General features: G+C 70.5%; 20 protein-coding genes. 13 read left to right on the top strand and 7 right to left on the bottom strand.

Translation table 11 applies throughout. The features are described 5' to 3' along the window. Positions 1-12: 12 nt before the first annotated feature. From cbiE to ABQE93_RS22940, 3 genes are read left to right on the top strand one after another with little or no spacing between them, the layout of a single operon-like run. Positions 13-1,191: a precorrin-6y C5,15-methyltransferase (decarboxylating) subunit CbiE gene (gene cbiE, locus ABQE93_RS22930; RefSeq protein WP_448410735.1), complete on the top strand. Its 1,179-nt coding sequence runs from the start codon at positions 13-15 to the stop codon at positions 1,189-1,191. Then, positions 1,188-1,943 carry a precorrin-4 C(11)-methyltransferase gene (cobM, locus tag ABQE93_RS22935; protein ID WP_448410844.1) on the top strand — a complete coding sequence of 252 codons (756 nt, stop codon included), beginning with the start codon at positions 1,188-1,190 and terminating at the stop codon, positions 1,941-1,943. The genes cbiE and cobM overlap by 4 nt, the downstream gene beginning before the upstream one ends. Next, positions 1,943-2,674 carry a cobalt-precorrin-6A reductase gene (locus tag ABQE93_RS22940; RefSeq protein ID WP_448410736.1) on the top strand — a complete coding sequence of 244 codons (732 nt, stop codon included), beginning with the start codon at positions 1,943-1,945 and terminating at the stop codon, positions 2,672-2,674. Before cobM ends, ABQE93_RS22940 begins: the two co-directional genes overlap by 1 nt. Here ABQE93_RS22940 and ABQE93_RS22945 read toward each other — a convergent pair. Next, positions 2,652-3,719: a phosphotransferase family protein gene (locus ABQE93_RS22945; RefSeq protein WP_448410737.1), complete on the bottom strand. Its 1,068-nt coding sequence runs from the start codon at positions 3,717-3,719 to the stop codon at positions 2,652-2,654. The two genes, ABQE93_RS22940 and ABQE93_RS22945, sit on opposite strands and share 23 nt — an antisense overlap. Positions 3,720-3,804: 85 nt before the next feature. Beyond that, complete coding sequence (locus tag ABQE93_RS22950) at positions 3,805-4,563, bottom strand: DUF2249 domain-containing protein (RefSeq protein WP_448410738.1); 759 nt, start codon at positions 4,561-4,563, stop codon at positions 3,805-3,807. A 58-nt stretch (positions 4,564-4,621) separates the two neighbouring features. On the opposite strand from ABQE93_RS22950, the gene ABQE93_RS22955 reads away from it, so the two are divergent. Further along, entirely contained in the window at positions 4,622-5,320 is a 699-nt protein-coding gene (locus tag ABQE93_RS22955) for a helix-turn-helix transcriptional regulator (RefSeq protein ID WP_448410739.1), read from the top strand. Between the two features lie 108 nt (positions 5,321-5,428). Further along, positions 5,429-7,990 carry a multicopper oxidase domain-containing protein gene (locus ABQE93_RS22960; RefSeq protein ID WP_448410740.1) on the top strand — a complete coding sequence of 854 codons (2,562 nt, stop codon included), beginning with the start codon at positions 5,429-5,431 and terminating at the stop codon, positions 7,988-7,990. Here the strand turns inward: ABQE93_RS22960 and ABQE93_RS22965 are convergent. Genes ABQE93_RS22965 through cobG form a run of 3 tightly spaced genes read right to left on the bottom strand, consistent with a single transcriptional unit; the run spans position 7,987 to position 11,201 of the window. Then, positions 7,987-9,450 (bottom strand): precorrin-2 C(20)-methyltransferase, encoded by a 1,464-nt coding sequence (locus ABQE93_RS22965; protein ID WP_448410741.1) that lies wholly within the window; start codon positions 9,448-9,450, stop codon positions 7,987-7,989. The two genes, ABQE93_RS22960 and ABQE93_RS22965, sit on opposite strands and share 4 nt — an antisense overlap. Then, positions 9,447-10,073 carry a precorrin-8X methylmutase gene (locus tag ABQE93_RS22970; RefSeq protein WP_448410742.1) on the bottom strand — a complete coding sequence of 209 codons (627 nt, stop codon included), beginning with the start codon at positions 10,071-10,073 and terminating at the stop codon, positions 9,447-9,449. Before ABQE93_RS22970 ends, ABQE93_RS22965 begins: the two co-directional genes overlap by 4 nt. 9 nt (positions 10,074-10,082) lie before the next feature. Beyond that, positions 10,083-11,201 (bottom strand): precorrin-3B synthase, encoded by a 1,119-nt coding sequence (gene cobG / locus ABQE93_RS22975; protein WP_448410743.1) that lies wholly within the window; start codon positions 11,199-11,201, stop codon positions 10,083-10,085. 119 nt (positions 11,202-11,320) lie between these two features. Here cobG and ABQE93_RS22980 point away from each other — a divergent pair, with 119 nt between their 5' ends. The 4 genes from ABQE93_RS22980 to ABQE93_RS22995 all read left to right on the top strand — a co-directional run bounded on the left by ABQE93_RS22980 (position 11,321) and on the right by ABQE93_RS22995 (position 16,224). After that, positions 11,321-11,566 carry a hypothetical protein gene (locus ABQE93_RS22980; protein ID WP_448410744.1) on the top strand — a complete coding sequence of 82 codons (246 nt, stop codon included), beginning with the start codon at positions 11,321-11,323 and terminating at the stop codon, positions 11,564-11,566. Between the two features lie 281 nt (positions 11,567-11,847). Beyond that, the gene (cobN, locus tag ABQE93_RS22985; RefSeq protein WP_448410745.1) at positions 11,848-15,432 is read left to right on the top strand and encodes a cobaltochelatase subunit CobN; all 3,585 of its coding nucleotides are present in this window, start codon (positions 11,848-11,850) and stop codon (positions 15,430-15,432) included. Between the two features lie 10 nt (positions 15,433-15,442). Continuing rightward, positions 15,443-15,835 carry a PPOX class F420-dependent oxidoreductase gene (locus ABQE93_RS22990; RefSeq protein ID WP_448410746.1) on the top strand — a complete coding sequence of 131 codons (393 nt, stop codon included), beginning with the start codon at positions 15,443-15,445 and terminating at the stop codon, positions 15,833-15,835. Next, positions 15,832-16,224, top strand: a complete 393-nt coding sequence (locus tag ABQE93_RS22995) for a PPOX class F420-dependent oxidoreductase (RefSeq protein WP_448410747.1) — start codon at positions 15,832-15,834, stop codon at positions 16,222-16,224. Before ABQE93_RS22990 ends, ABQE93_RS22995 begins: the two co-directional genes overlap by 4 nt. Before the next feature lie 5 nt (positions 16,225-16,229). On the opposite strand, the gene ABQE93_RS23000 is transcribed toward ABQE93_RS22995, so the two are convergent. Beyond that, on the bottom strand, positions 16,230-16,928 hold the full coding sequence (locus ABQE93_RS23000) for a dienelactone hydrolase family protein (protein ID WP_448410748.1): 699 nt from the start codon (positions 16,926-16,928) through the stop codon (positions 16,230-16,232). 48 nt (positions 16,929-16,976) lie between these two features. On the opposite strand from ABQE93_RS23000, the gene ABQE93_RS23005 reads away from it, so the two are divergent. The 4 genes from ABQE93_RS23005 to ABQE93_RS23020 are packed head-to-tail and all read left to right on the top strand — an operon-like array spanning position 16,977 to position 21,449. After that, positions 16,977-17,450, top strand: coding sequence for an FxsA family protein (locus tag ABQE93_RS23005; protein ID WP_448410749.1), 474 nt, complete (start codon positions 16,977-16,979; stop codon positions 17,448-17,450). After that, positions 17,451-19,037 carry an amidohydrolase gene (locus ABQE93_RS23010; RefSeq protein WP_448410750.1) on the top strand — a complete coding sequence of 529 codons (1,587 nt, stop codon included), beginning with the start codon at positions 17,451-17,453 and terminating at the stop codon, positions 19,035-19,037. It begins immediately after the preceding gene. Next, positions 19,030-20,676 carry an apolipoprotein N-acyltransferase gene (gene lnt, locus ABQE93_RS23015; RefSeq protein WP_448410751.1) on the top strand — a complete coding sequence of 549 codons (1,647 nt, stop codon included), beginning with the start codon at positions 19,030-19,032 and terminating at the stop codon, positions 20,674-20,676. Before ABQE93_RS23010 ends, lnt begins: the two co-directional genes overlap by 8 nt. After that, entirely contained in the window at positions 20,673-21,449 is a 777-nt protein-coding gene (locus tag ABQE93_RS23020) for a polyprenol monophosphomannose synthase (protein ID WP_448410752.1), read from the top strand. Before lnt ends, ABQE93_RS23020 begins: the two co-directional genes overlap by 4 nt. On the opposite strand, the gene ABQE93_RS23025 is transcribed toward ABQE93_RS23020, so the two are convergent. Continuing rightward, positions 21,446-21,787, bottom strand: a complete 342-nt coding sequence (locus tag ABQE93_RS23025) for an RNA polymerase-binding protein RbpA (protein WP_448410753.1) — start codon at positions 21,785-21,787, stop codon at positions 21,446-21,448. The two genes, ABQE93_RS23020 and ABQE93_RS23025, sit on opposite strands and share 4 nt — an antisense overlap. Between the last annotated feature and the right edge of the window lie 31 nt (positions 21,788-21,818).

Raw genomic sequence — 21,818 nt, forward strand, 5'->3', positions numbered from 1 at the left:
GAACGGACGGCCATGATCATCGTCGTCGGCATCGGCGCGGACGGTATGGCCGGGCTGGCACCGGCTGCGCGGGCCGAATTAGCAAGGGCCACTGTCGTTTACGGGTCACCCCGGCAGCTGGACCTGCTCGACGACACCGTGACAGCGGAGCGGCGCGAGTGGCCGTCGCCGATGCTGCCCGCCCTGCGCGCGCTGCGCGACGGCGCCGACGGCGACGTGCACGTGGTGGCCAGCGGTGACCCGCTGCTGCACGGGGTCGGCAGCTCGCTGGTCCGGTTGCACGGTGCGCACCGCGTCACCGTGTTGCCGCACGTGTCGTCGGTGACGCTGGCGTGCGCCCGGCTCGGCTGGCCGGTGCACGACACCGAGGTCATCAGCCTGGTCACGGGCGAACCGCACACCGCGGTGCGCCGCGGGGGCACCGCCGTCGTGCTGTCGCGCGACGCCGCCAGCCCCGCGGCCCTGGCCCGATTGCTCGCCGCCACCGGCCGCGGCGACTCCGAGTTCACGGTGCTCGAACAACTCGGCGGCCCGGCCGAGCGGCGCCGCACCGAGCCCGCGCGGAAATGGGCCGCCGACCCGCCGACCGACGTCGACGACCTCAACGTGATGGCCGTGCGCTATCTACCCGACGAGCGGCAGTTCGGCATCCTGCCCGACACCGCCTACGCCAACGACGGCCAGATCACCAAAACGCCCATGCGCGCAGTCACGATGGCCGCGCTGGCGCCACGGCCGGGGGAGTTGCTGTGGGACGTCGGCGCCGGCTCGGGCAGCATCGCGGTCGAATGGTGCCGCAGCGGAACCGGTTGCCGGGCAGTGGCCTTCGAGCGCGACGAGCAGCGCCGCGCCCGGATCGCCGACAACGCGACGGCGTTCGGCGTCAACGTCGACGTGCGCGGCGACGCGCCGCAGGCCTTCGACGACACCGCGGCTCCCGACGTCATCTTCATCGGCGGCGGGCTGACCCGCCCCGGGCTGTTGCAGGAGTGCTTCGACCGGCTGCCCGGCGGCGGCCGGCTGGTCGTCAACGCCGTCACCACCGAATCAGAAGCCGTTGTCAGCCAATGGTATTCGCGCCTCGGCGGTGAGCTGCGCCGCTACCAGCACTACTCCGGGGAACCGCTGGGCGGTTTCACCGGATGGCGGCCTGCATTCCCTGTCACGCAGTGGTCGGTGACCAAGCGATGACCGTCTACTTCATCGGCGCGGGCCCAGGCGCGGCCGATCTGATCACGGTGCGGGGCCAGCGGCTGCTGAACCGCTGCCAAATCTGCCTGTACGCCGGTTCGATCATGCCCGATGACCTGCTGGCGCTGTGTCCCCCCGAGGCCCGGGTGGTCGACACCGGCCCGTTGACGCTGGATCAGATCGTCACCGAGATCGCCGACGCCGATGCCGCGGGTCTGGATGTGGCGCGGCTGCACTCGGGTGACCCGTCGATCTACAGTGCGCTGGCCGAACAGTGCCGTCGCCTCGACGCGCTGGGAATCGGCTACGAGATCGTGCCCGGCGTACCGGCGTTCGCTGCGGCGGCCGCCGCGCTGGGCCGCGAGTTGACGGTTCCCGGTGTCGCGCAGACCATCACGTTGACCAGGGTGGCGACGCTGTCGACGGCGATGCCGCCCGGTGAGGACCTGCGCACGCTGTCGCAATCGGGTGCGACGCTGGTGCTGCACCTGGCCGCGGCGCAGATCGACTCGATCGTTCCGGAGCTGCTCGCGGGCGGATACCGGCCCGAAACACCGTGTGCGGTCGTGGCGTTCGCGTCCTGGCCGCAGGAGCAGGTGGTCCGGTGCACGCTGGCCGAGCTCGCCGAACGGACGCACGACGCCGGGATCAGCCGCACCGCGGTCATCGTCGTCGGCGACGTGCTCGGCGCCGAGGGGTTCGCCGACAGCTACCTGTACTCGTCTCACCGGGTGCGCAGGGGGCGGCACTGATGCGAATCCTGTTGCTGGGCGGCACATCGGAGGCCCGCGCGCTGGCCGCACAACTGCATCCGGACGTCGAGGTGATCAGCTCGCTGGCCGGGCGGGTGCCCGATCCCGCGCTGCCGGTGGGGCAGGTGCGCATCGGCGGGTTCGGCGGGGTCGAGGGGCTGCGGCGCTGGCTGGCCGACAACGCCGTCGACGCCGTCGTCGACGCCACCCACCCGTACGCGGCGACCATGACCGCGCACGCCGCCGAGGTGTGCGCCGCGCTCGCGATGCCGCACCTGCTGCTGGCCCGCCCCGCCTGGCCGCCCGGCGACGCGATCCTGGTGGACTCCGATACCCATGCGGCGAAAACTGTTGCTGACAAGGGGTATTCGCGGGTGTTTTTGACGACCGGGCGATCCGGCATCGCCGCGTTCGCCGGCGTCGACGCGTGGTTTCTCATCCGCGCCGTCACCGCGCCCGAACCGGCGGACCTTCCGCGTCGCCACCAGGTGGTGCTGTCACGCGGACCGTACCGCTACGACGACGAGCTGCAGTTGCTGCGCGAGCACGACATCGATGCGCTGGTCACCAAGAACAGCGGTGGGCCGATGACCCGCCCGAAACTCGACGCGGCAGCCGCGCTGGACATCGCGGTGGTGATGGTCGACCGACCGCCGCTGCCGGCCGGGGTGTCGACGGTGAACAGCGTCGACGACGCCGTCGGGTGGGTCAGGTCGCTGGCAGGGCCTTGATCAACTCGAGCGTGTCCAGTTCCCGGATGGCCTGACACCCCCGGCTCAACATGGTCAGGATCATCTCGTCGCCGCGTTCGGTCGACGAGGCGAACGCGTAGCCCAGTGCGGTGAGCACGGGAGCTTGAACCATCCCCAGACCATAGTCACGCCAACAGGTGTCGAGGTCGTAGTCCTTGATGCCGTGGGGGAGCAGCGCCTCGTGGTAGCGGCGCACCAGGTCCTTCTCGATGGCCGACCGGGTCTCGGGGAGCAGGCTGGTGGCGGTGAAGTACGCGAGGTCGCGGGCGGGCAGGCCGATACCGACGGTCTGCCAGTCCACCACGGAGATGCGTTCGCGGCCGGGGTCGAACAGCATGTTGTCGAGCCGGTAGTCACCGTGCATCACCGCGAACCGGGTTGGTTCGGCCATCAGCCACGGGGTGACCAAAGCCATTGCGTCGGTGAGCGTTTGGCGGTCGTCGGCGCTCATCCGGTCGCCGAGTTTGTCGATGGTGATCTCGGCTGCCATCCGGCACACCTCACCCATGCCGCCCGCGGCGGCTACGTCGCCGGGTTTGGGCATCGCAATCCCGGACAGCTCCATCCAGACCTGTTCGCACCAGGTCGGGCCGTGCAGACCCGCGAGCGCCTCGACTGCCAGCGCGGCCTCCTGCTCGGTGCACCCCGCGATCTGGTCGCCCTGCACCGCGGGTGCCATATCGGCAAGGATCAGCACGAAATCCGTTCCGTCCTCGCTGATGTCGCTGTAGTAGCAGCCCGGCACCGGGATTGCCACCTTGTCGGCGACGTCGGTGTAGAACTCGACCTCGGAGCGGTAGCCCAGCGCCACCCGTTCACGGACCGCGTCGTCCAGGGCGGGCAGCTTGACCGCGAACGATCCGGGCAGCGCGGTCTGCTCCGCCGCGTATGTCACCGTCACCCGGTAGGTGGCGCCGGTCTGCCCGGTGCCGATCGGCACGACGTCGACGGTGCGCACGTCGACGCCGAGCGCGGAACCGAGCCAGGCCGGCGTCACATCGGCCGGACCGCGGGGGATCGTCACGGCGCCTCCCTGGATGGTGTCGGGTTTGCGCCGAAACGCTATCGGTAAGGGTGACAGTCGTCAACGATGCTGTGCGGCAAGCCTCTCAGAGTCGTTCGAGGCGCAGTCGCCACGCGTCGGGCCCGCGTTCGAGGTAGTCCACCGCGATCCGGCCCGAGGTGCGGTCGTAGAGCTGCCGCAGCAGCGGCACCGGGTCGTGCGGGGCGACCAGCACCAGGCTCGCACCCGCAGGGACCGCGTCGAACGCGCCGAAGACCGTCGCGTGCCGAATCGCATGCGGGACGTCGCGCACGTCGAGCACCGGCTGCTCGGCGTCGTGCGCGCAGCCACACGTGTGCCCGGCCTCGCCGCCGTGGTGGTCGCCGAGCAACTCGTGCATCCCGCCGAGGGCCTCGGCGAGGGAGACCTCGGGGTCGGCGGCCACGATCGGCAGAATCCGGTCGTTCTCGTCGACCAGGTGCGCCTCGAACATCACCCGCAGCGCGTGCCCGGCCGCGGCGGCGCGCAGCGGCGACGGCTCGGTGCGGACCCGGTCCACCAGGCCGGCGAGGATGCGGTGCACCGCGATCATCGACTCGATCAGCGGCCCGGCCCGCTCGGTGTTGGCGGCCGCGGGATACAGGCGTTCCTCTTCTGCCGCGGCGTGTGGCAGCAGCTCCCCGGTCAGGAACTCGGCTGCCGCGGCCCGCGCGGCCTCGAAGTCGGTGCCGCGCTCGGCCGCCGACAGCATCGCGTCGGTGAGTGCCTGCAGGTGTCCGGCCAGCTCGGCGTGATGGTTCTTGACCGTTTCGGCCGCTTCCGCATCGGCGGATGTGGTGGCGACGATCACCTCGTTGATGGTCATGGTGAATTCCTTTCCGTCGGGCTGGTCCGACACCCGCCAATTTACTACAATAATTTCCGTGGTAAATAGTGCACCGTCTCTCGGTCCCGCTCCGGCGCCCGCCGCGACCGGTCACGTGCCGCTTTCCGGACAGCGGCTGCGGGTGCTCGAGCACGTGCGCACCCACGCGCCGGTACGGACGGCCGACGCGGCCGCCGAACTCGGGCTGCATCAGAACACCGTCCGCGAACATCTGGACGCGCTCGTCGACCTCGATCTCGTCGAACGCGCCACCGAACCCGCCGTCGGACGCGGGCGGCCGGCCGCGCTGTATCGGCCGTCCGCCGCCGACCCCGCCCTGCAGGCCCGTGACTACGCGGGCCTGGCCACTGCGCTGGCTGGGCATCTGGCGCGCACCAGCGCCGACCCGGAGCGTGACGCCCGCGCTGCCGGTGTCGAGTGGGGACGCGAGCTGGTCGAGGGGACCGCCCGCGCCGACGGCGACCAACAGAAGGCCGTGCTCGATGCGCTGGCGCGGCTGGGCTTCGCCCCTGACGACGACGGCTCGGGCCACGGGGTGGCGCTGCGGCGCTGCCCGTTGCTGGACGCCGCGCGGCGCTACCCGAGCGTGGTCTGCCAGGTCCACCTGGGCATTGTCGAGGGACTGCTGCAGGGCATCGGCGCACCCACCGGGCCGGGCCTTGACCTGCTTCCGTTCGCCGAACCGGGCGCGTGCCGGTTGTTCCTGCCCGACCCAGTGGTGAAAAAACATGGCTGACAACCGAATTCCCGTGCGGGCGCTGTGGCTGCTGCCCGGTGGTTTTGCCCTGCTGGCCGGTCTGGACGCCGTGCGTTCGGCGTCGCGTCAACCGATCGCGGTGCCCGCATGAACCGCGGTACCTGGCATCTGCGGGTCGGGTCGATCGTATTCGCCTGGCTCGCAGCACTTGTCGTCATCGCGCTCGTGCACCGGTCGGTGCCGGTGTCGAGCTGGTTGCTGGTGCACCTGCTCGGCCTCGGGGCGGCGGGCAACGCGATCCTGATCTGGAGCCGCCATTTCGCCGACGCGCTGCTGCGTCGTCCGCAGGAGAAGTCGCGGACCGGACAGGCCTGGACGCTGTCGCTTTTCAACGCCGGCGCGGTCGCGGTGGTCGCCGGCATGATCGTGGACTTCTGGCCCGCCGTGCTGGCCGGCGGAATCGCGGTCGCCGCCGTCGCGCTGGCTCATGCCGTCACGTTGGTGCGGCAACTGCGCAGCGCGCTGCCCTCACGCTTCGGCGACACCGTGCGCTACTACGTCGCTGCCGCAGCGCTGCTTTCGGTCGGCGCCGGGCTCGGCGTGGCGATGGCCAACGCGACGTTGCCGGGCGCCTTGCAGGATCGGTTCATCCTCGCCCACGCGGCGCTGAACGTGTTCGGTTTCGTCGGGCTGACGGTGCTGGGCACGCTGGTGACGCTGTGGCCGACGATGCTGCGCACGCGCATGGCCGACGGCGTCGAGGTGGCCGCCCGACGCGGATTGCCTGCATTGGTCGGCGGACTGCTCGCAGCCGCAGCGGGCGCGGTGGCCGGCTCACCGGCGTTCACCGCCGCAGGCGCGCTGGTCTACCTCGGCGCCACCGGCTACGTGCTGTGGCCCCACCTCGACGAAGTGCGCCGCAAGCGGCCGAGCAGCTTCGCGACACTGTCGGTGCTGTGCGGCGTGGTGTGGCTGCTGGGCTCGCTGGCCTACGCCGTCGTCGCGTTCGCGACCGCCCCGACATGGCTCGCGGTGATCGATCGGGCCGCGCCGCTGACCGTGACGGTGCTGGCCGGTTTCCTGGTGCAGGTGCTGCTGGGCGCGCTGTCGTATCTGACGACCATCGTCGTCGGCGGACGCGCCGCCGCCATCGCGGCGACCACCGAACTGGAGCGCGGTGCGCCGTGGCGGCTGGCGGTCGCCAACTTCGCGCTGCTGCTGTGCGTGTTGCCGACGCCGAGCTTGGTGCGGGTCGCGGCGTCGGTGTTGGTGCTGGTGGCCTACGCCGCGTTCCTGCCGCTGCTGGTGCGGGCGGTGTGGCAGGCGCGCAAACACCGCGATACGCAATCGAAGCCGGGGCCGCCGCCGGCCGGGCCGTCGGTGCGGTACCGGCTCGGGGTCGCGGCCGCTGGGGTGGGCGTGGTGGTGCTGACCGCTGCCGCCGCGGTGGCCGTCGACCCCGCCGCGGTCGGCATCCCCAGCGCGCCGCAGGCGACGGTGCCCGCCACCGGAGAGACCACCGAGGTCGAGGTGCGCGTCGAGGGCATGCGCTACGTGCCCGACGTCATCGACGTGCCTGCCGGCAACCGGCTGGTGGTCACCCTGGTCAACACCGACTCCGACCGCCACGATCTGGTGCTGGCCAACGGCATGAGCACCGGACGCCTGGCGCCGGGGGAGACCGCCGTGCTCGACGCCGGCGTGATCGGCGGCGACGTGGACGGCTGGTGTTCGGTGGCCGGGCACCGCCAGATGGGAATGACGCTGGCAGTGCGGGCAATCGGGGCCGAGGCGCCCGCCACCCACCACGACCACGCGGCCGCCGGGTCGATCGACGCCAACGAGATCGCGCGCAGCCTCACGTCGCCGCCGGATGCGGGTTTGGCACCGCATGACCCGGCGCTGGCCGCGGCGACACCGGATCACCGCATCACGTTGTCGGTCACCGAGACCGAGCAGGAGGTGTCACCGGGAATCACCCAGCGGCTGTGGACATTCGGCGGCTCGGCACCGGGACCGACGCTGCGCGGCAAGGTCGGCGACGTCTTCGAGGTCACGCTCGTCAACGACGGCACGATCGGGCATTCGATCGACTTCCACGCCGGGGCGCTGGCCCCCGACGAACCGATGCGCACGATCCAACCCGGCGAACAACTCGTCTACCGCTTCACCGCGCCGCGCGCCGGTGTGTGGCTGTATCACTGCTCGACGATGCCGATGTCGGTGCACATCGCCAACGGCATGTTCGGCGCGGTGGTCATCGACCCGCCGGATCTGGCGCTGGTCGACCGCGAATATTTGATGGTGCAGTCGGAGTTCTACCTGGGCCCGCCCGGCGGTGAGGTCGACGCCGCCAAGGTCGCCGCCGACACCCCGGACCTGGTGGTGTTTAACGGCTACGCCAACCAGTACGACCACGCGCCGCTGACGGCCAAAGTCGGGGAACGGATCAGAATCTGGGTGCTGGCCGCCGGGCCTAACCGCGGCACGTCCTTTCACGTCGTCGGCGGCCAGTTCGACACCGTGTGGGCCGAGGGCGACTACCGGCTGCGGCCGGGCCCGGGCGGGGCCCAGACCCTCGGATTGTCCGCGGCCCAAGGCGGTTTTGTCGAGTTGAGCTTCGACGAGCCCGGGCACTACCCGTTCGTCACCCACGCGATGGTCGACGCCGAACGCGGCGCGCACGGAGTCATCAAGGTCACGCCCTAACCCGGGTAGCGGCGCGGGGTGAACACCCGCTCGCCGTACCACTGGGTCTGCGAGGAGCCGACGATCAGCAGGCAGCGCATGTCGACGTCGGCGGGGTCCAGGTCGGCGAGGCGCACCACCTTCACCTCTTCGGCGGGGCCCGACACGTCGCGGCCGATCACCACCGGCGTGCCGGGGTCGCGGTGGTCGAGCAGCAGATCGCGCATCGCGCCGACCTGCCAGGTCCGGCTCTTCGACGCCGGGTTGTAAATCGCCAGCACCAGATCGGCGGCCGCCGCCGCGGTCAACCGCCCCGCGATCACGTCCCACGGCTTGAGCCGGTCCGACAGTGAGATCACCGCATAGTCGTGACCCAGCGGGGCTCCGACGCGGCTGGCCACCGCCTGCGCGGCCGTCATCGCCGGGATCACCCGCACGTCGACGCCGGGCCACTGCTTGGCTTCCTCGAGCACCGCGGTGGCCATCGCGAACACGCCCGGGTCCCCGGAGGACACCACCGCGACCGCGCGGCCCTGCTCGGCCAGCGTGCAGGCCAACCGCGCACGCGCCGGCTCGTCGGTGTTGTCGCTGGGATGGCGGCGCTGGCCCTCCCGAGCCCCGATGCGGTCGAGGTAGGGCCCGTAGCCGATCAGGTCGGTCGCCGCGGCCAGCTCACGGCGGCTCTGCGGCGTCATCCACGCGGTGTCGCCGGGACCCAGACCGACCACCGCGACGCTGCCGGTGGTCTGCGCGCGTCGCGGCCGGCCCGGCAGCATCGCCAGCGAGAAGTAGGGGACGGCGTTCACGTCGACCTCGCCCGCGCCCAGCACCCGCTGCGCGGAAGTGCTGGCCCGCTCCACGTAGAACGCCTCGTCGAGCCGCCCCGATGCCGAAAGTGCCTCGCGCACTGCGGGATAGGAGCGACCGAGCTTGAGCACGACGGCCGCGTCGGTGTCGGCCAGCCGCCGCGTGAGCTCGTCGACGCCCAACGTGCCCGGCAGGATCGAGAGCACCTCGTCCCCCTGCACCAGCGGGGTGCCGGTGGCCGCGGACGCGGCGCTCACCGACGTCACCCCCGGCACGATCACCGCGTCAAACCGCTGCGTCAGCCGGGTGTGCATGTGCATGTAGGAGCTGTAGAACAACGGATCGCCCTCGGCGAGCAGGGCGACGTCGCGGCCGGCTTCCAGATGGGCGGCGATACGGTCGGCGGCCTCGCGGTAGAAGTCCTCGATCGCGCCGGCGTATCCACCGGGATGGTCGGTGGTCTCGGTGGTGACCGGATAGACCAGATGCTCCTCGATCTGGCCGGGCCGCAGATACGGCTCGGCGATGCTGCGCGCGATGCTTCGCCCGTGCCGCGCGCTGTGATAGGCGACGACGTCGGCCTCGCCGATCACCCGCGCCGCCTTGACGGTCACCAGTTCGGGGTCGCCGGGTCCGAGCCCGACTCCCCACAGCTGTCCGGGTGTTGTGCTCATTCTTTGTCGCTGGCAATCGCGTTGACGGCCGCGGCTGCCATCGCGCTGCCGCCGCGGCGACCGGTCACCACGAGGTAGGACATCCCGCGGGGCCGGTCGATGAGTTCCTGTTTGGACTGCGCGGAGCCGACGAAACCGACGGGGCCGCCGAGCACGGCGGCCGGGGTGGGCGCGCCGTCGTCGACCAGTTCGAGCAGCCGGAACAAGGCGGTCGGCGCGTTGCCGATGGCCAGCACGGCGCCACCGAGGCGGTCGGCCCACAGCTCCACCGCGGCCGCCGAGCGGGTGGTGCCCTGTCGCGCCGCCAGTTCGGGTGCGCGTTCGTCGGCCACCAGCGACACCACCTCGTTGCCGGCGGGCAGCCGCGACCGCGTGATGCCCGCGGCCACCATCGACGAGTCACACAGCACCGGTGCGCCTGCGGCCAGCGCCGCGGATGCCTTGGCGACCACGTCGTCGCTGTAGGCGACGTGCTCGGCGACGTCGACCTGCCCGCAGGTGTGGATCAGCCGCACGACCACCCTGGCCACATCGGCGGGGAAGCGCACCAGGTCCGCCTCGGCGCGGATGGTCGCAAACGACTGCCGGTAGATCTCGGCGGCGTCGCGGATGTAGTCGAGCATCCGCTCACCCTACGGTGGCGCGGTGCGCGGCCGATATCCGTCTCCGGTGGCCACCAGCACCTCGCCGACGCCCGGGCTGCCGCAGGCCCGGTCGCAGCCGACGAAATGGCGGTGCGCGCTGGCGGGTTGGGTCACGGCGGCCGCGGCGTCGGCGCGGACGTCGGCGGCCGAGTGCGCGCAGCCGGGGCTGCCGGTGCAGGCGCTGATCGACAGCCACGGCGAGCGCTCGTCGAACACCAAACCCATTGGGGCGAGCACCCGCAGCGCGGTGTCGGCGCGCGCTTCGTCGAGATCGAAGACCAGCACCGACCGCCACGGGGTGATCGCCATCGGCGCGTCGATGGCGGCCAGAAACTCGGCGGTGCGGGCGGGTAACACGCCCAGCGGCACGGCGGCACCCAACGCGATGCGGCCGTCGTGCTGGTCGATCCAGCCGACGGGTGGTCGGGTGACCGGTTCCCACGTCGCCCCGGCGTCCGCGGTCACCGCGAGATCGGCGATGAGCTCGCTAGGGTCGTCGAGTTCGGCGACGCGCCAAGCATTTCCACGGATATCGACGAACCGCGCGGCGACGTCGATCAGAGTCGGCACCACCTTAGGTGCCGACAGCCGCACACCGGTATCGCGGCCCGCCAGCAGCAACGCCGCCGCGTCGCCGAGAAAGTGCACGCCGGCGTCGGCGGCCAACCCGGAGACGTCGCCGCGGCCGTCGTCGATGCCGAACAGAAACCGGCCCGGCAGCGCCTCCAGCGCGCGCCGCACCTGGATCGCCTCGTCGAGCGCGGTGACGGTGGCGCGGACGTCGGCGGCCGTCGCGGTGCGGCCCGACAGTGGCGAGGCCACGATGTTGCGGACCCGCTCATGCGTCGGCGACGGCAGCAGTCCCGCCGCCGCGATCGCGTCGGCGACCTCGGATGGGTCGTCCTGTATGCCGCGGATCTGGATGTTGGCCCGCGACGTGAGTTCCAAAGTGCCCGAACCCCACCGCGTCGCGGCGGCCGCCACCGCCTCCAGTTGCGCGGCGGTGATCATGCCGCCGGGAAGCCGGACCCGCGCCAGCGCGCCGTCGGCGGCGCGGTGCACGTGCAGTGCGCCCGGGCAGGCGTCGTGATCGCGGGTGCGAGCCATGGCCTCACCGTACGCCGGGGCCACCCGAAACACAGGTAGTCGGCTACGCATGACCCCTGAGCGTCAGCGGCCGAGACTCTTCTCATCAGATACCGGACAACCACGGTGGAGAATGTGAAATGACCAGCCTGACAACCAATTCTGACCTATCGGCCACCTTGAGCACGCGGAGCGCGCCCGCTCAGGCACCCGTCGATGAGCCGGTCCTGATCACCGAACAGCAGGTGCTGTGGGGCACCGCGGTCGCGCGCTCCGCGAAGCCGCCCGCAAAGCAGAAGAAGCAGAAGCCGGCGCGACGCCAGTACCCGAAGCGGCACGCGTGGCTCGAAAACTCCCTCATGAGCCGCGAAATGGACCGCCTCTGAACCGTTGCGTGTGACGCCGGCCACAGCGCCGGCCGCAGTGATCCGTGCCACACATGTCGATCACTTGGGCTGGCTTTGGTCGTACCTTCTGCCCATCCGGATCTCTTGGAAGGAACAACGATGTTCGAACTCCTGATCTTCGGCGCGCTGTTGGTCGTCCTGGTTGCCGCGCTCGGCCTGCCGTATCCGAACAACACCCACGATCGGTGGAATCGGCGCTGACCCTCGGGGCCCGACCGGTGGTGGGCCCCGGCGGCCCGGCCATGGGGTAGTAATGGTGCGTGGTTCAGCCCCAGCGCACCCCGACCGTCCTGATCCTGTCGACCTCCGATACCGACCTGATCACCGCGCGCGCCAGCGGCGCGCGGTACCGGTGGGCCAACCCGTCGCGGCTCGTCGACGGTGAACTCGCGGAACTGCTCGGCGCGGCCGACATCGCAGTCGTGCGCATCCTCGGCGGCTACCGCGCGTGGGAGGACGGCATCGACACGGTGGTGGCCAGCGGGCTGCCCGCGGTGGTGGTCAGCGGCGAGCAGACACCCGACGCGGAGTTGATGGGCTACTCCACCGCGCCGGCCGGTGTGGCCGTACAGGCTCACCTGTACCTGGCGCAGGGCGGGGTGGAGAACCTGCGGCAGCTGCACGCGTTCCTGTGCGACACGGTGTTGATGACCGGCTATGGGTTCGCTCCTCCGGTGGCCACCCCGACCTGGGGCATTCTCGAGCGCCCGGTCCGCAACGCCGCCGGCCCCACGGTCGCGGTGCTCTACTACCGCGCCCAACACCTGGCGGGCAACACCGCCTATGTGGATGCGCTGTGCGCGGCGATCGAAGACGCGGGCGGGCGGGCACTGCCGGTGTTCTGCGCGTCGTTGCGCACGGCCGACGCCGAACTGCTCGAGCTGCTCGGCACCGCCGACGCGATGGTGACCACGGTGCTGGCCGCCGGCGGTGCCACACCCGCCGCCGTCACCGCCGGAGGTGACGACGACACCTGGAACGTCGCGCATCTGGCCGCCCTCGACATCCCGATCCTGCAAGGCCTGTGCCTGACGAGCTCGCGGGCGCAGTGGCACGACAACGACGACGGGCTGTCCCCGCTCGACGTCGCCAGCCAGGTCGCGGTTCCCGAGTTCGACGGGCGCATCATCACGGTTCCGTTCTCGTTCAAGGAGATCGACGACGAAGGGCTGATCTCCTATGTCGCAGACCCGGAACGCTGCGCCCGCGTCGCCGGGCTTGCGGTGCGCCATGCCCGGTTACGCGCGATCCCGCCGCAGCAGAAGCGGGTCGCGGTGGTGTTCTCGGCGTATCCCACCAAGCACGCCCGCATCGGCAACGCCGTCGGGCTCGACACACCGGCCAGCGCCGTCGCCGTGCTGCGGGCGATGCGCGAGCACGGATACGCGGTCGGCGACATCCCCGGCCTGGACGCCGGCGATGGGGACGCGCTGATCCACGCCTTGATCGAACGCGGGGGACAGGACCCCGACTGGCTCACCGAAGGCCAATTGGAAGGCAACCCGATCCGGGTGTCCACCAAGGACTATCGCGCATGGTTCGACACGCTGCCCGCGGAGTTCACCGAGGCCGTGACGGCGCAATGGGGTCCGCCGCCCGGGGAACTGTTCGTCGACCGCAGCCAGGACCGCGACGGCGAGATCGTGATCGCGGCGCTGCGGGCCGACAACGTGGTGCTGATGGTGCAGCCACCACGCGGCTTCGGCGAGAACCCGGTCGCCATCTATCACGACCCCGATCTGCCGCCGAGCCACCATTACCTGGCCGCCTACCACTGGCTGGACAAAGGTTTCGGCGCAGATGTCGTCGTGCACCTCGGCAAGCACGGCAACCTGGAGTGGCTGCCGGGCAAGACGCTGGGCATGTCGGCCGCCTGCGCACCGGACGCCGCGCTGGGCAACCTGCCGCTGGTCTACCCGTTCCTGGTCAACGATCCCGGCGAGGGCACCCAAGCCAAGCGCCGCGCGCACGCGACGTTGGTCGACCACCTCATCCCGCCGATGGCCAGAGCCGAAACCTACGGCGACATCGCCCGTTTGGAGCAGCTGCTCGACGAACACGCCAACATCGCCGCGCTGGATCCCGGTAAGCTGCCCGCTATCCGCCAGCAGATCTGGACGCTGATGCGCGCGGCGAAGATGGACCACGACCTCGGGCTCGAGGACCGGCCCGACGAGGACTCGTTCGACGATATGCTGCTGCACGTCGACGGCTGGCTGTGCGAGATCAAAGACGTCCAGATCCGCGACGGCCTGCACATCCTGGCCCAAACACCCACCGGCGAAGCCGAACTCGACCTCGTGCTGGCGGTGCTGCGGGCCCGCCAGCTGTTCGGCGGCGAGCACACCGTACCCGGGCTGCGTCAGGCGCTCGGTTTGGCCGAGGACGGCAACGACGAACGCGGCGCCGTCGATGCAGCAGAATCTCAAGCCCGCGAACTCGTTGCCGCGCTGCAAGGTTCGGGATGGAACCCCGATATCGTCGACACGTTGACCGACAACGCCGACGTCGCCGCGGTGCTGCGGTTCGCCGCCACCGAGGTGGTGCCCAGGTTGGCAGGCACCGCAGCCGAGATCGATCAGATCCTGCGCGCGTTGGACGGCCGGTTCATCGCAGCCGGCCCGTCGGGCTCACCGTTGCGCGGGCTGGTCAACGTGCTGCCCACCGGACGCAACTTCTACGCCGTGGACCCCCGCGCGGTGCCGTCCAAGCTGGCGTGGGAAACCGGTGTGGCGCTGGCTGACTCGCTGCTGGACCGGTACCGCGACGACCACGGCCGCTGGCCGGAGTCGGTCGGGCTGTCGGTGTGGGGCACCTCGGCGATGCGCACCGCAGGCGACGACATCGCCGAAGTGCTGGCCCTGCTGGGGGTGCGACCGGTATGGGACGAGGCGTCACGGCGGGTGGTCGACCTGGAACCGATCGACCTCGCCGAACTCGGCAGACCCCGCATCGACGTCACCGTGCGCATCTCCGGGTTCTTCCGCGACGCCTTCCCGCACGTCGTCACCATGCTCGACGACGCCGTGCAGTTGGTCGCCAACCTCGACGAGCCCGCCGAGGACAACTACGTGCGCGCGCACACCCAAGTCGACCTGTCCGAGCACGGCGACCAACGACGCGCCACCACAAGGATTTTCGGATCCAAACCCGGCACCTACGGCGCCGGGCTGCTGCAGCTGATCGACAGCCGCAACTGGCGCGACGACGCCGATTTGGCCCAGGTGTACACCGCGTGGGGCGGGTTCGCCTACGGCCGAGATTTGGACGGCCGGCCTGCTTCTGAGGACATGAGCCGCCAGTACCGCCGGATCGCGGTGGCCGCTAAGAACACCGACACCCGCGAACACGACATCGCCGACTCCGACGACTACTTCCAGTACCACGGCGGCATGGTCGCCACCGTGCGGGCGCTGACCGGTAAGGACCCGGCGGCCTACATCGGCGACAACACGCGGCCCGACTCGGTGCGCACCCGCACGCTGTCGGAGGAGACGACCCGCGTGTTCCGGGCCCGCGTCGTCAACCCGCGCTGGATGAACGCGATGCGCAGGCACGGCTACAAGGGCGCCTTCGAGATGGCCGCCACGGTCGACTACCTGTTCGGCTACGACGCGACCGCGGGGGTGATGGCCGACTGGATGTATGAGCAACTCACCGCCGAGTACGTGCTCGACGACGAGAACCGCAAGTTCATGGCCGAATCCAACCCGTGGGCGCTGCACGGGATGGCCGAGCGGTTGTTGGAGGCGGTGGACCGCGGCATGTGGGCGCAACCCGATGCGGCGACGCTGGAAAGCCTGCGCCAGGTGCTGCTGGAAACCGAGGGCGACCTCGAAGGCTAGGTTGGATGACGTGTCTGTCACCTTCGCCGACGTTGCGAAATCTGAATACATCCTGCTGACGACGTTCACCAAAGACGGTCGGCCCAAGCCGACCGCGGTGTGGGCGGCGCCCGACGGTGACCGGTTGCTGGTGATCACGCAGGAAAAGTCGTGGAAGGTCAAGCGGATCCGCAACACGTCGCGGGTGACCATCGCGAAATGCGATGCGCGCGGCAACCCGAAGGGCGAACCCGTCGAGGCGGCCGCGGCGATCCTCGACAAGTCGGCCAACGCCGAGACCTACGACGCGCTCGGCAAGCGCTATGGGCTGCTCGGCAAGACGTTCAACTTCTTCAGCAAGCTGCGCGGCGGCATGAAGAACAACGTTTCGATCGAGATCACGCCGGTAATCAACAGGGCATGAGCCAGACCGACGCGTTCTTCGACGTGGCCGACTCCGAATACCTCTTGCTGACCACGTTCACCAAGGACGGCAGGCCCAAGCGCACACCGGTGTGGGGCGTGCGCGACGGCGACAAGCTGCTGATCATCACCGACGACGGCTCCTGGAAAACCAAGCGGATCAACAACACTCCGAGGGTCACCATCCAGAAGTCCGGTGCGCTCGGCAAACCCAAGGGTGATCCGGTGGAGGCGGTCGCGCGCAACCTGCCGAAGTCCGAGACCCGCCGGGTCTTCGACAAGGTCACCAAGCGCTACTGGTACCACGCGTGGTGGTGGATTCCGCAGGCGATCGTCCGCGGTGGCATCGACAAGGTGCACTCCGCGATCGAGGTGTCGCCGGCGACCTAGGCCCGTCAGACGGTCGTCAGGTGCTCGGTGAAGAACGCGAACACGCGCCGCCACGCGTCGTCGGCGGCCGCCTCGTCGTAGCCGAACCCGGTGATCCGCAGCAGCGGCTGAGCAGGCAGTTTGTTCGCGAAACTGTGGCCGGCGTCGGCATACACCTGGATATCGGCGGGAATGTTCTTGTCCTCGACCACCTCGCGCAACCGTTGCGGCGCCCCGCGGCCGAGCGGATCGCGACGGCCGAAGCTGGCCACGATCGGACACGCCCCGTCCAGCGTGTCGCTGAGATTACGCGGCAGCGGTGTGCCGTAGAACGGGGCTGAGGCCCCAAATCCCTTGGGTGACATCACCAACGCGAAGTGCCCGCCCATGCAGAACCCGGCGATGCCGACCGCGCCCGTGCACTGCGGCATGGCCTGCACATGGTCGCGGGCGGCCAGGATGTCGTCGAGCGCGCGGCCTCGCTGGCTGAGCATCTCGCGGAACACCCGGGTCACGCACCGCGCGCGGCCGCCGCGGGAATACAGGTTCGGTGTGACGGCGAGAAACCCGGCCGCGGCGATCCGCTGCGAGGTCGCCTCGTTGTCGGGCCCGTAACCGATCGCGTCGTGCACCACCACGATGCCCGGAAATGGACCGTCACCCTGCGGAATGTCCAGCAGCGCGTCGATCGGGCCGTCGGGGGGTTCGAGGTTGATCTTGGTCACGTCGCCAATCTACGGAACCAGACCGGTGGTTTCGGACGTTGTGCGGATATGGCGATGCGGCTGTTTCTGCTGTACGTGGTCCTCGAGATCGCGGTGATCGTGGCGCTGACCGCGACCATCGGCATCGGCTGGACCCTCCTGCTGCTGGTCGGGGCCTTCGGCGCCGGCCTGGTGCTGGCCGGATCGCAGCTGCGACGCCAACTGCGCCGATTGCGGTCGGGGCTCAGCGCCGCCGCCGTACCGGACGCGGCCCAAGACAGCCTGCTCGTCGCGCTGGGCACCGTGTTCGTCGTGATACCCGGTCTGGCCAGCTCAGTGCTGGGTTTGCTGCTCCTGCTGCCGCCGACCAGGGCGGTCGCGCGCCCGATGGTCACGGCGCTGGCCGCGCGCCGGATGCCGCTGATCACCGTCGGCGCCGCGGGGTTGCGACACACCACGCAGCCGCGGGGTGATTACATCGACGGCGAGGTGATCGACGTCGTCGACACCGATCCGCACGCCGTGGAGCGCAAGCCCGAATAAGTGACTGACCTCCTGCTCAACGGGCGGGTGCACAGCCCCGCCATGCCCGACGCGACCGCGCTGGCGGTGCGCGACGGCGTCGTCGCATGGCTGGGCAGCGACGACGTCGGCCGCGCCCAGTTCCCCGACGCCCAGATCACCGACCTCGACGGCGCCTTCGTCGCGCCGGCGTTCGTCGACAGCCACGTCCACCTCACCGCTACCGGCCTGACCCTGATCGGGCTCGACCTGCGCGACGCCACCTCGCTTCGGCACTGTCTGCAGCTGCTCGGCGAGCACGCCGCCGCCCATCCCGACGGTGTGCTCTGGGGGCACGGCTGGGACGAGTCAGGATGGCCCGAGCGCACCCCGCCCAGCACCGCCGACGTCGACGCCGCGGTCGGCGACCGGCCCGCCTACCTGGCCCGCGTCGACGTCCACTCGGCGGTCGCGTCCACCGCGCTGCGCCGGCTCACCTCCGGGCTGCCCGACGCGCCCGGTCACGCCGCGCAGGCCCCGCTGACCGCCGACGCGCACCACCTCGTGCGCGCCGCCGCCCGCGACCGGCTGACCCCCGAACAGCGGCACAAGGCCCGGGTGGCCGCCCTGGACACCGCCGCCTCGCTCGGCATCGTCGCCGTACACGAATGCGCGGGCCCCGACATCGGCGGCATCGACGACTGGACCGAGATCCGGCGCATCGACCACGGCGTCGACATCGTCGGCTACTGGGGTGAACCGGTCAGCGACGCGCAGCAGGCCCGAGCGCTGATCGAGCGCACCGGCGCCCACGGGCTGGCCGGCGACCTGTTCGTCGACGGTGCGCTGGGCTCCCGGACGGCGTGGCTGCACCAGCCCTACAGTGACGCCGAAAACTGCTGCGGCAACACCTATCTCGACACCGACGCGATCAGCGCCCATTTGCACGCCTGCACCGAGGCCGGCGTCACCGCGGGTTTCCACGTCATCGGCGACGCGGCCGTCACCGCCGTGGTCGACGCGCTCGACCGCGTCGTCGACACCTTCGGCGCGCCCGCGGTGGCCCGCTGCGGGCACCGGCTCGAACACCTCGAGATGATCACCGACGAGCAGGCCCGCCGGCTCGGCGCGTGGGGGGTGTTCGCCAGCGTGCAGCCGAATTTCGACGCGCTGTGGGGCGGCGCCGACGGGATGTACGCGCAGCGCCTCGGGCCCGACCGCGTCGGGGCGCTCAACCCGTTCGCGCTGTTAGCATCCCAAGGCGTGCCCCTCGCCTTCGGCTCCGATACGCCCGTCACCAGCATGAATCCCTGGGCGACGGTACGCGCGGCGATCCGGCACCGCACGCCGGGCAGCGCGCTGTCGGCGCGCGCGGCGTTCGCGGCGGCCACCAGGGGCGCCTGGCGGGCCGCAGGGGTGCGCGACGGCATCACCGGCACGCTGGTCCCCGGCGCGCCCGCCTCGTACGCCCTCTGGGAGACCGGCGAACTCGAGGTGGCCGCACCTGATGACGCGGTGCAACGCTGGTCGACGGATCAACGCTCGCGGGTGCCCGCGCTGCCGCGACTCGACGGGGAACTGCCCCGTTGCCGACAGACGGTCCATCGTGGTGTCGTCATCCATGGCTGAGCCGCCGAGATGGCGCGCGCGGGCCGAGCGGTTCGGCCGGGCGGTGCTGGCGCGGCTGCCACAGCTAACGGTGACCATCGTCGCGGGCCTGCTGCTGTGTCTGAGCTTCCCGCCGTTTGACTGGTGGTATCTGGCCGTCGTCGCGTTCGGGGCGCTGGCATGGGTGTTGACCCGTGAAACGACCACGATCGCAGGCGGTTTCGGATACGGGTTCCTATTCGGGGCGGCCTTCTACCTGCCGCTGCTGCCGTGGGTCAGCGGGTTCGTCGGGGCGGTTCCGTGGATCGCGTTGTCGCTCGTCGAAGCGCTGTTCCCGGCGTTGTTCGGCGCACTGGCCGTGCTGGTGCGACGGCTGCCGGGCTGGCCGCTGTGGTTCGCGGGGCTGTGGGCGGCCCAGGAGTGGCTGAAGTCCACCGTGCCGTTCGGCGGATTCCCCTGGGGTGTGGTCGCTTTCAGCCAGACCGATGCGCCGCTGTTGCCGCTGGCCCGCATCGGCGGGGCGCCGCTGCTGTCGTTTGCCGTGGTGCTGGTCGGGTTCAGCTTCGCCGCCATCGTTTTCGAGGTCGTGCAGTGGTGGCGCCGCGACGAAGCGCACAAGGCGCGCCCGCCTGCCGTGGTGCTGGCCGGGGCGTGTATCACCGTCGTGCTGCTGGCCACCGCGCTGGCCGGGCCGGCGGTGCGCCAATCCGGCATGGGCGCAGGCGAAGACCAGCCGGTCACCGTCGCCGTCGTCCAGGGCAACGTGCCGCGCCTGGGGCTGGACTTCAACGCCCAACGTCGCGCGGTTCTCGACAACCACGTGCGCGAGACGATGCGGCTGGCCGCCGATGTGCGCGCCGGGCGGGTGCCGCAGCCCATGTTCGTGGTGTGGCCGGAGAACTCGTCGGACATCGATCCGCTGCGCAACCCCGACGCCAACAAGCTGATCTCCAACGCCGCAGCGGCCGTCGACGCGCCGATCCTGGTCGGTGGGGTGGTGGCGGCCGACGGCCACAGCCCCGACAACCCGGTGTCGACGAACTCGGTGATCGTGTGGAATCCCGAGCGTGGTCCCGTGGACCGCCACGACAAGCGGATCGTGCAGCCGTTCGGCGAGTATCTGCCGTGGCGCAGCTTCTTCAGCCACCTGTCGCCGTACGCCGACCGCGCGGGCTACTTCATCCCCGGCGACGGCGACGGGGTGGTGACGGCGGCGGGCGTTCCGGTCGGGGTCGCCACCTGCTGGGAGGTCATCTTCGATCGTGCGCCACGCGAATCGGTGCGCAACGGCGCGCAACTACTGGCCGTGCCCACCAATAACGCCACCTTCGACGAGGCGATGAGCGAACAGCAGCTTGCGTTCGCGCGGCTGCGCGCCGTCGAGCACGACCGCTACACCGTCGTCGCGGGCACCACCGGGATCAGCGCCGTCATCGCCCCCGACGGCCATGAGATGGCCCGCACCCAGTTCTTCGAACCCGCCTACCTCGACACCGCGGTTCGGCTGAAAAGCCAGCTCACAGTGGCGACCGGGTGGGGTCCGGCGATCCAGGGGCTGCTGATCGCCGTCGGCGTCGGCAGTGTGATCGCCGCGATACTGCACAATTGGACATTTGCGCGTCGTCGATCCAGCGGCGACAAGGTAAGAGGAGCCACATGACGACGGGCCCGGGCCCCGGGGAACGCCCAAGCCAGCGTGCGCTGGTGATCATCCCCACGTACAACGAGCGGGAGAACCTGCCGCTGATCGTGCGGCGCGTTCAGCAGTCGTGCCCCGAGGTGCACATTCTGATCGTCGACGACGGCAGCCCCGACGGCACCGGCGACCTCGCCGACGAGTTCGCGCTGGCCGACCCCGACACGGTGCACGTCATGCACCGCACCGCCAAAGGCGGGCTGGGCGCGGCCTACCTGGCCGGGTTCGAGTGGGGGTTGCGCCGCGAGTACGCGGTGCTGATCGAGATGGACGCCGACGGCAGCCATCCGCCCGAACAACTGCACCGCCTGCTCGACGCCGTGGACGCCGGAGCCGATCTGGCGATCGGCTCGCGCTACGTGCCGGGGGGAGAGGTGCGGAACTGGCCCAAGCGGCGGCTGGTGCTGTCACGCACGGCCAACGGCTACTCGCGCATCCTGCTCGGCGTCGACATCCACGACATCACCGCCGGATACCGCGCCTACCGGCGTGAGGTGCTGGAGAAGATCGACCTGACCGCCGTGGACTCCAAGGGCTACTGCTTCCAGATCGATCTGACCTGGCGCACCATCAACAACGGGTTTCGGGTGGTGGAGGTGCCGATCACCTTCACCGAACGCGAGTTCGGGGTGTCGAAGATGAGCGGTTCCAACATCCGCGAAGCCCTGTTCAAGGTCGCGGAGTGGGGGATCCGCGGGCGCATGGACCGGGCCCGCGGAGTCGGTGTCACCCGCTAGCTGCTGCCGCGGCGGCGCGCCTTGATGATGTCCATGCGCTCCTTGAGCAGTTCCTCGAGTTCCTCGATCGAACGCCGCTCGAGCAGCATGTCCCAGTGGGTCCGCGGCGGCTTGGTCTTCTTCGGCTCGGGCGCGTCACCCTCGATCAGCGTGCCCTCCATGCCGTTGCGGCACAGCCAGGTGTGGGGAATCTCGGCGTCGTCGGCGAACGGGACGTCGAACTCCTCGCCGTTGTCGGTGCGGTACCGGGCGACCTGACGCGGCGCCAAGTCGTGGTTGCGGTCGGTCTCGTAGCTCACAGCTCCGAGGCGACTGCCTCTCAGGACACGATCAGCCATCGTCAACACTCCTCAAATTAACCCTGGTTGT

The sequence above is a fragment of the Mycolicibacterium sp. XJ662 genome, from assembly GCF_053484035.1.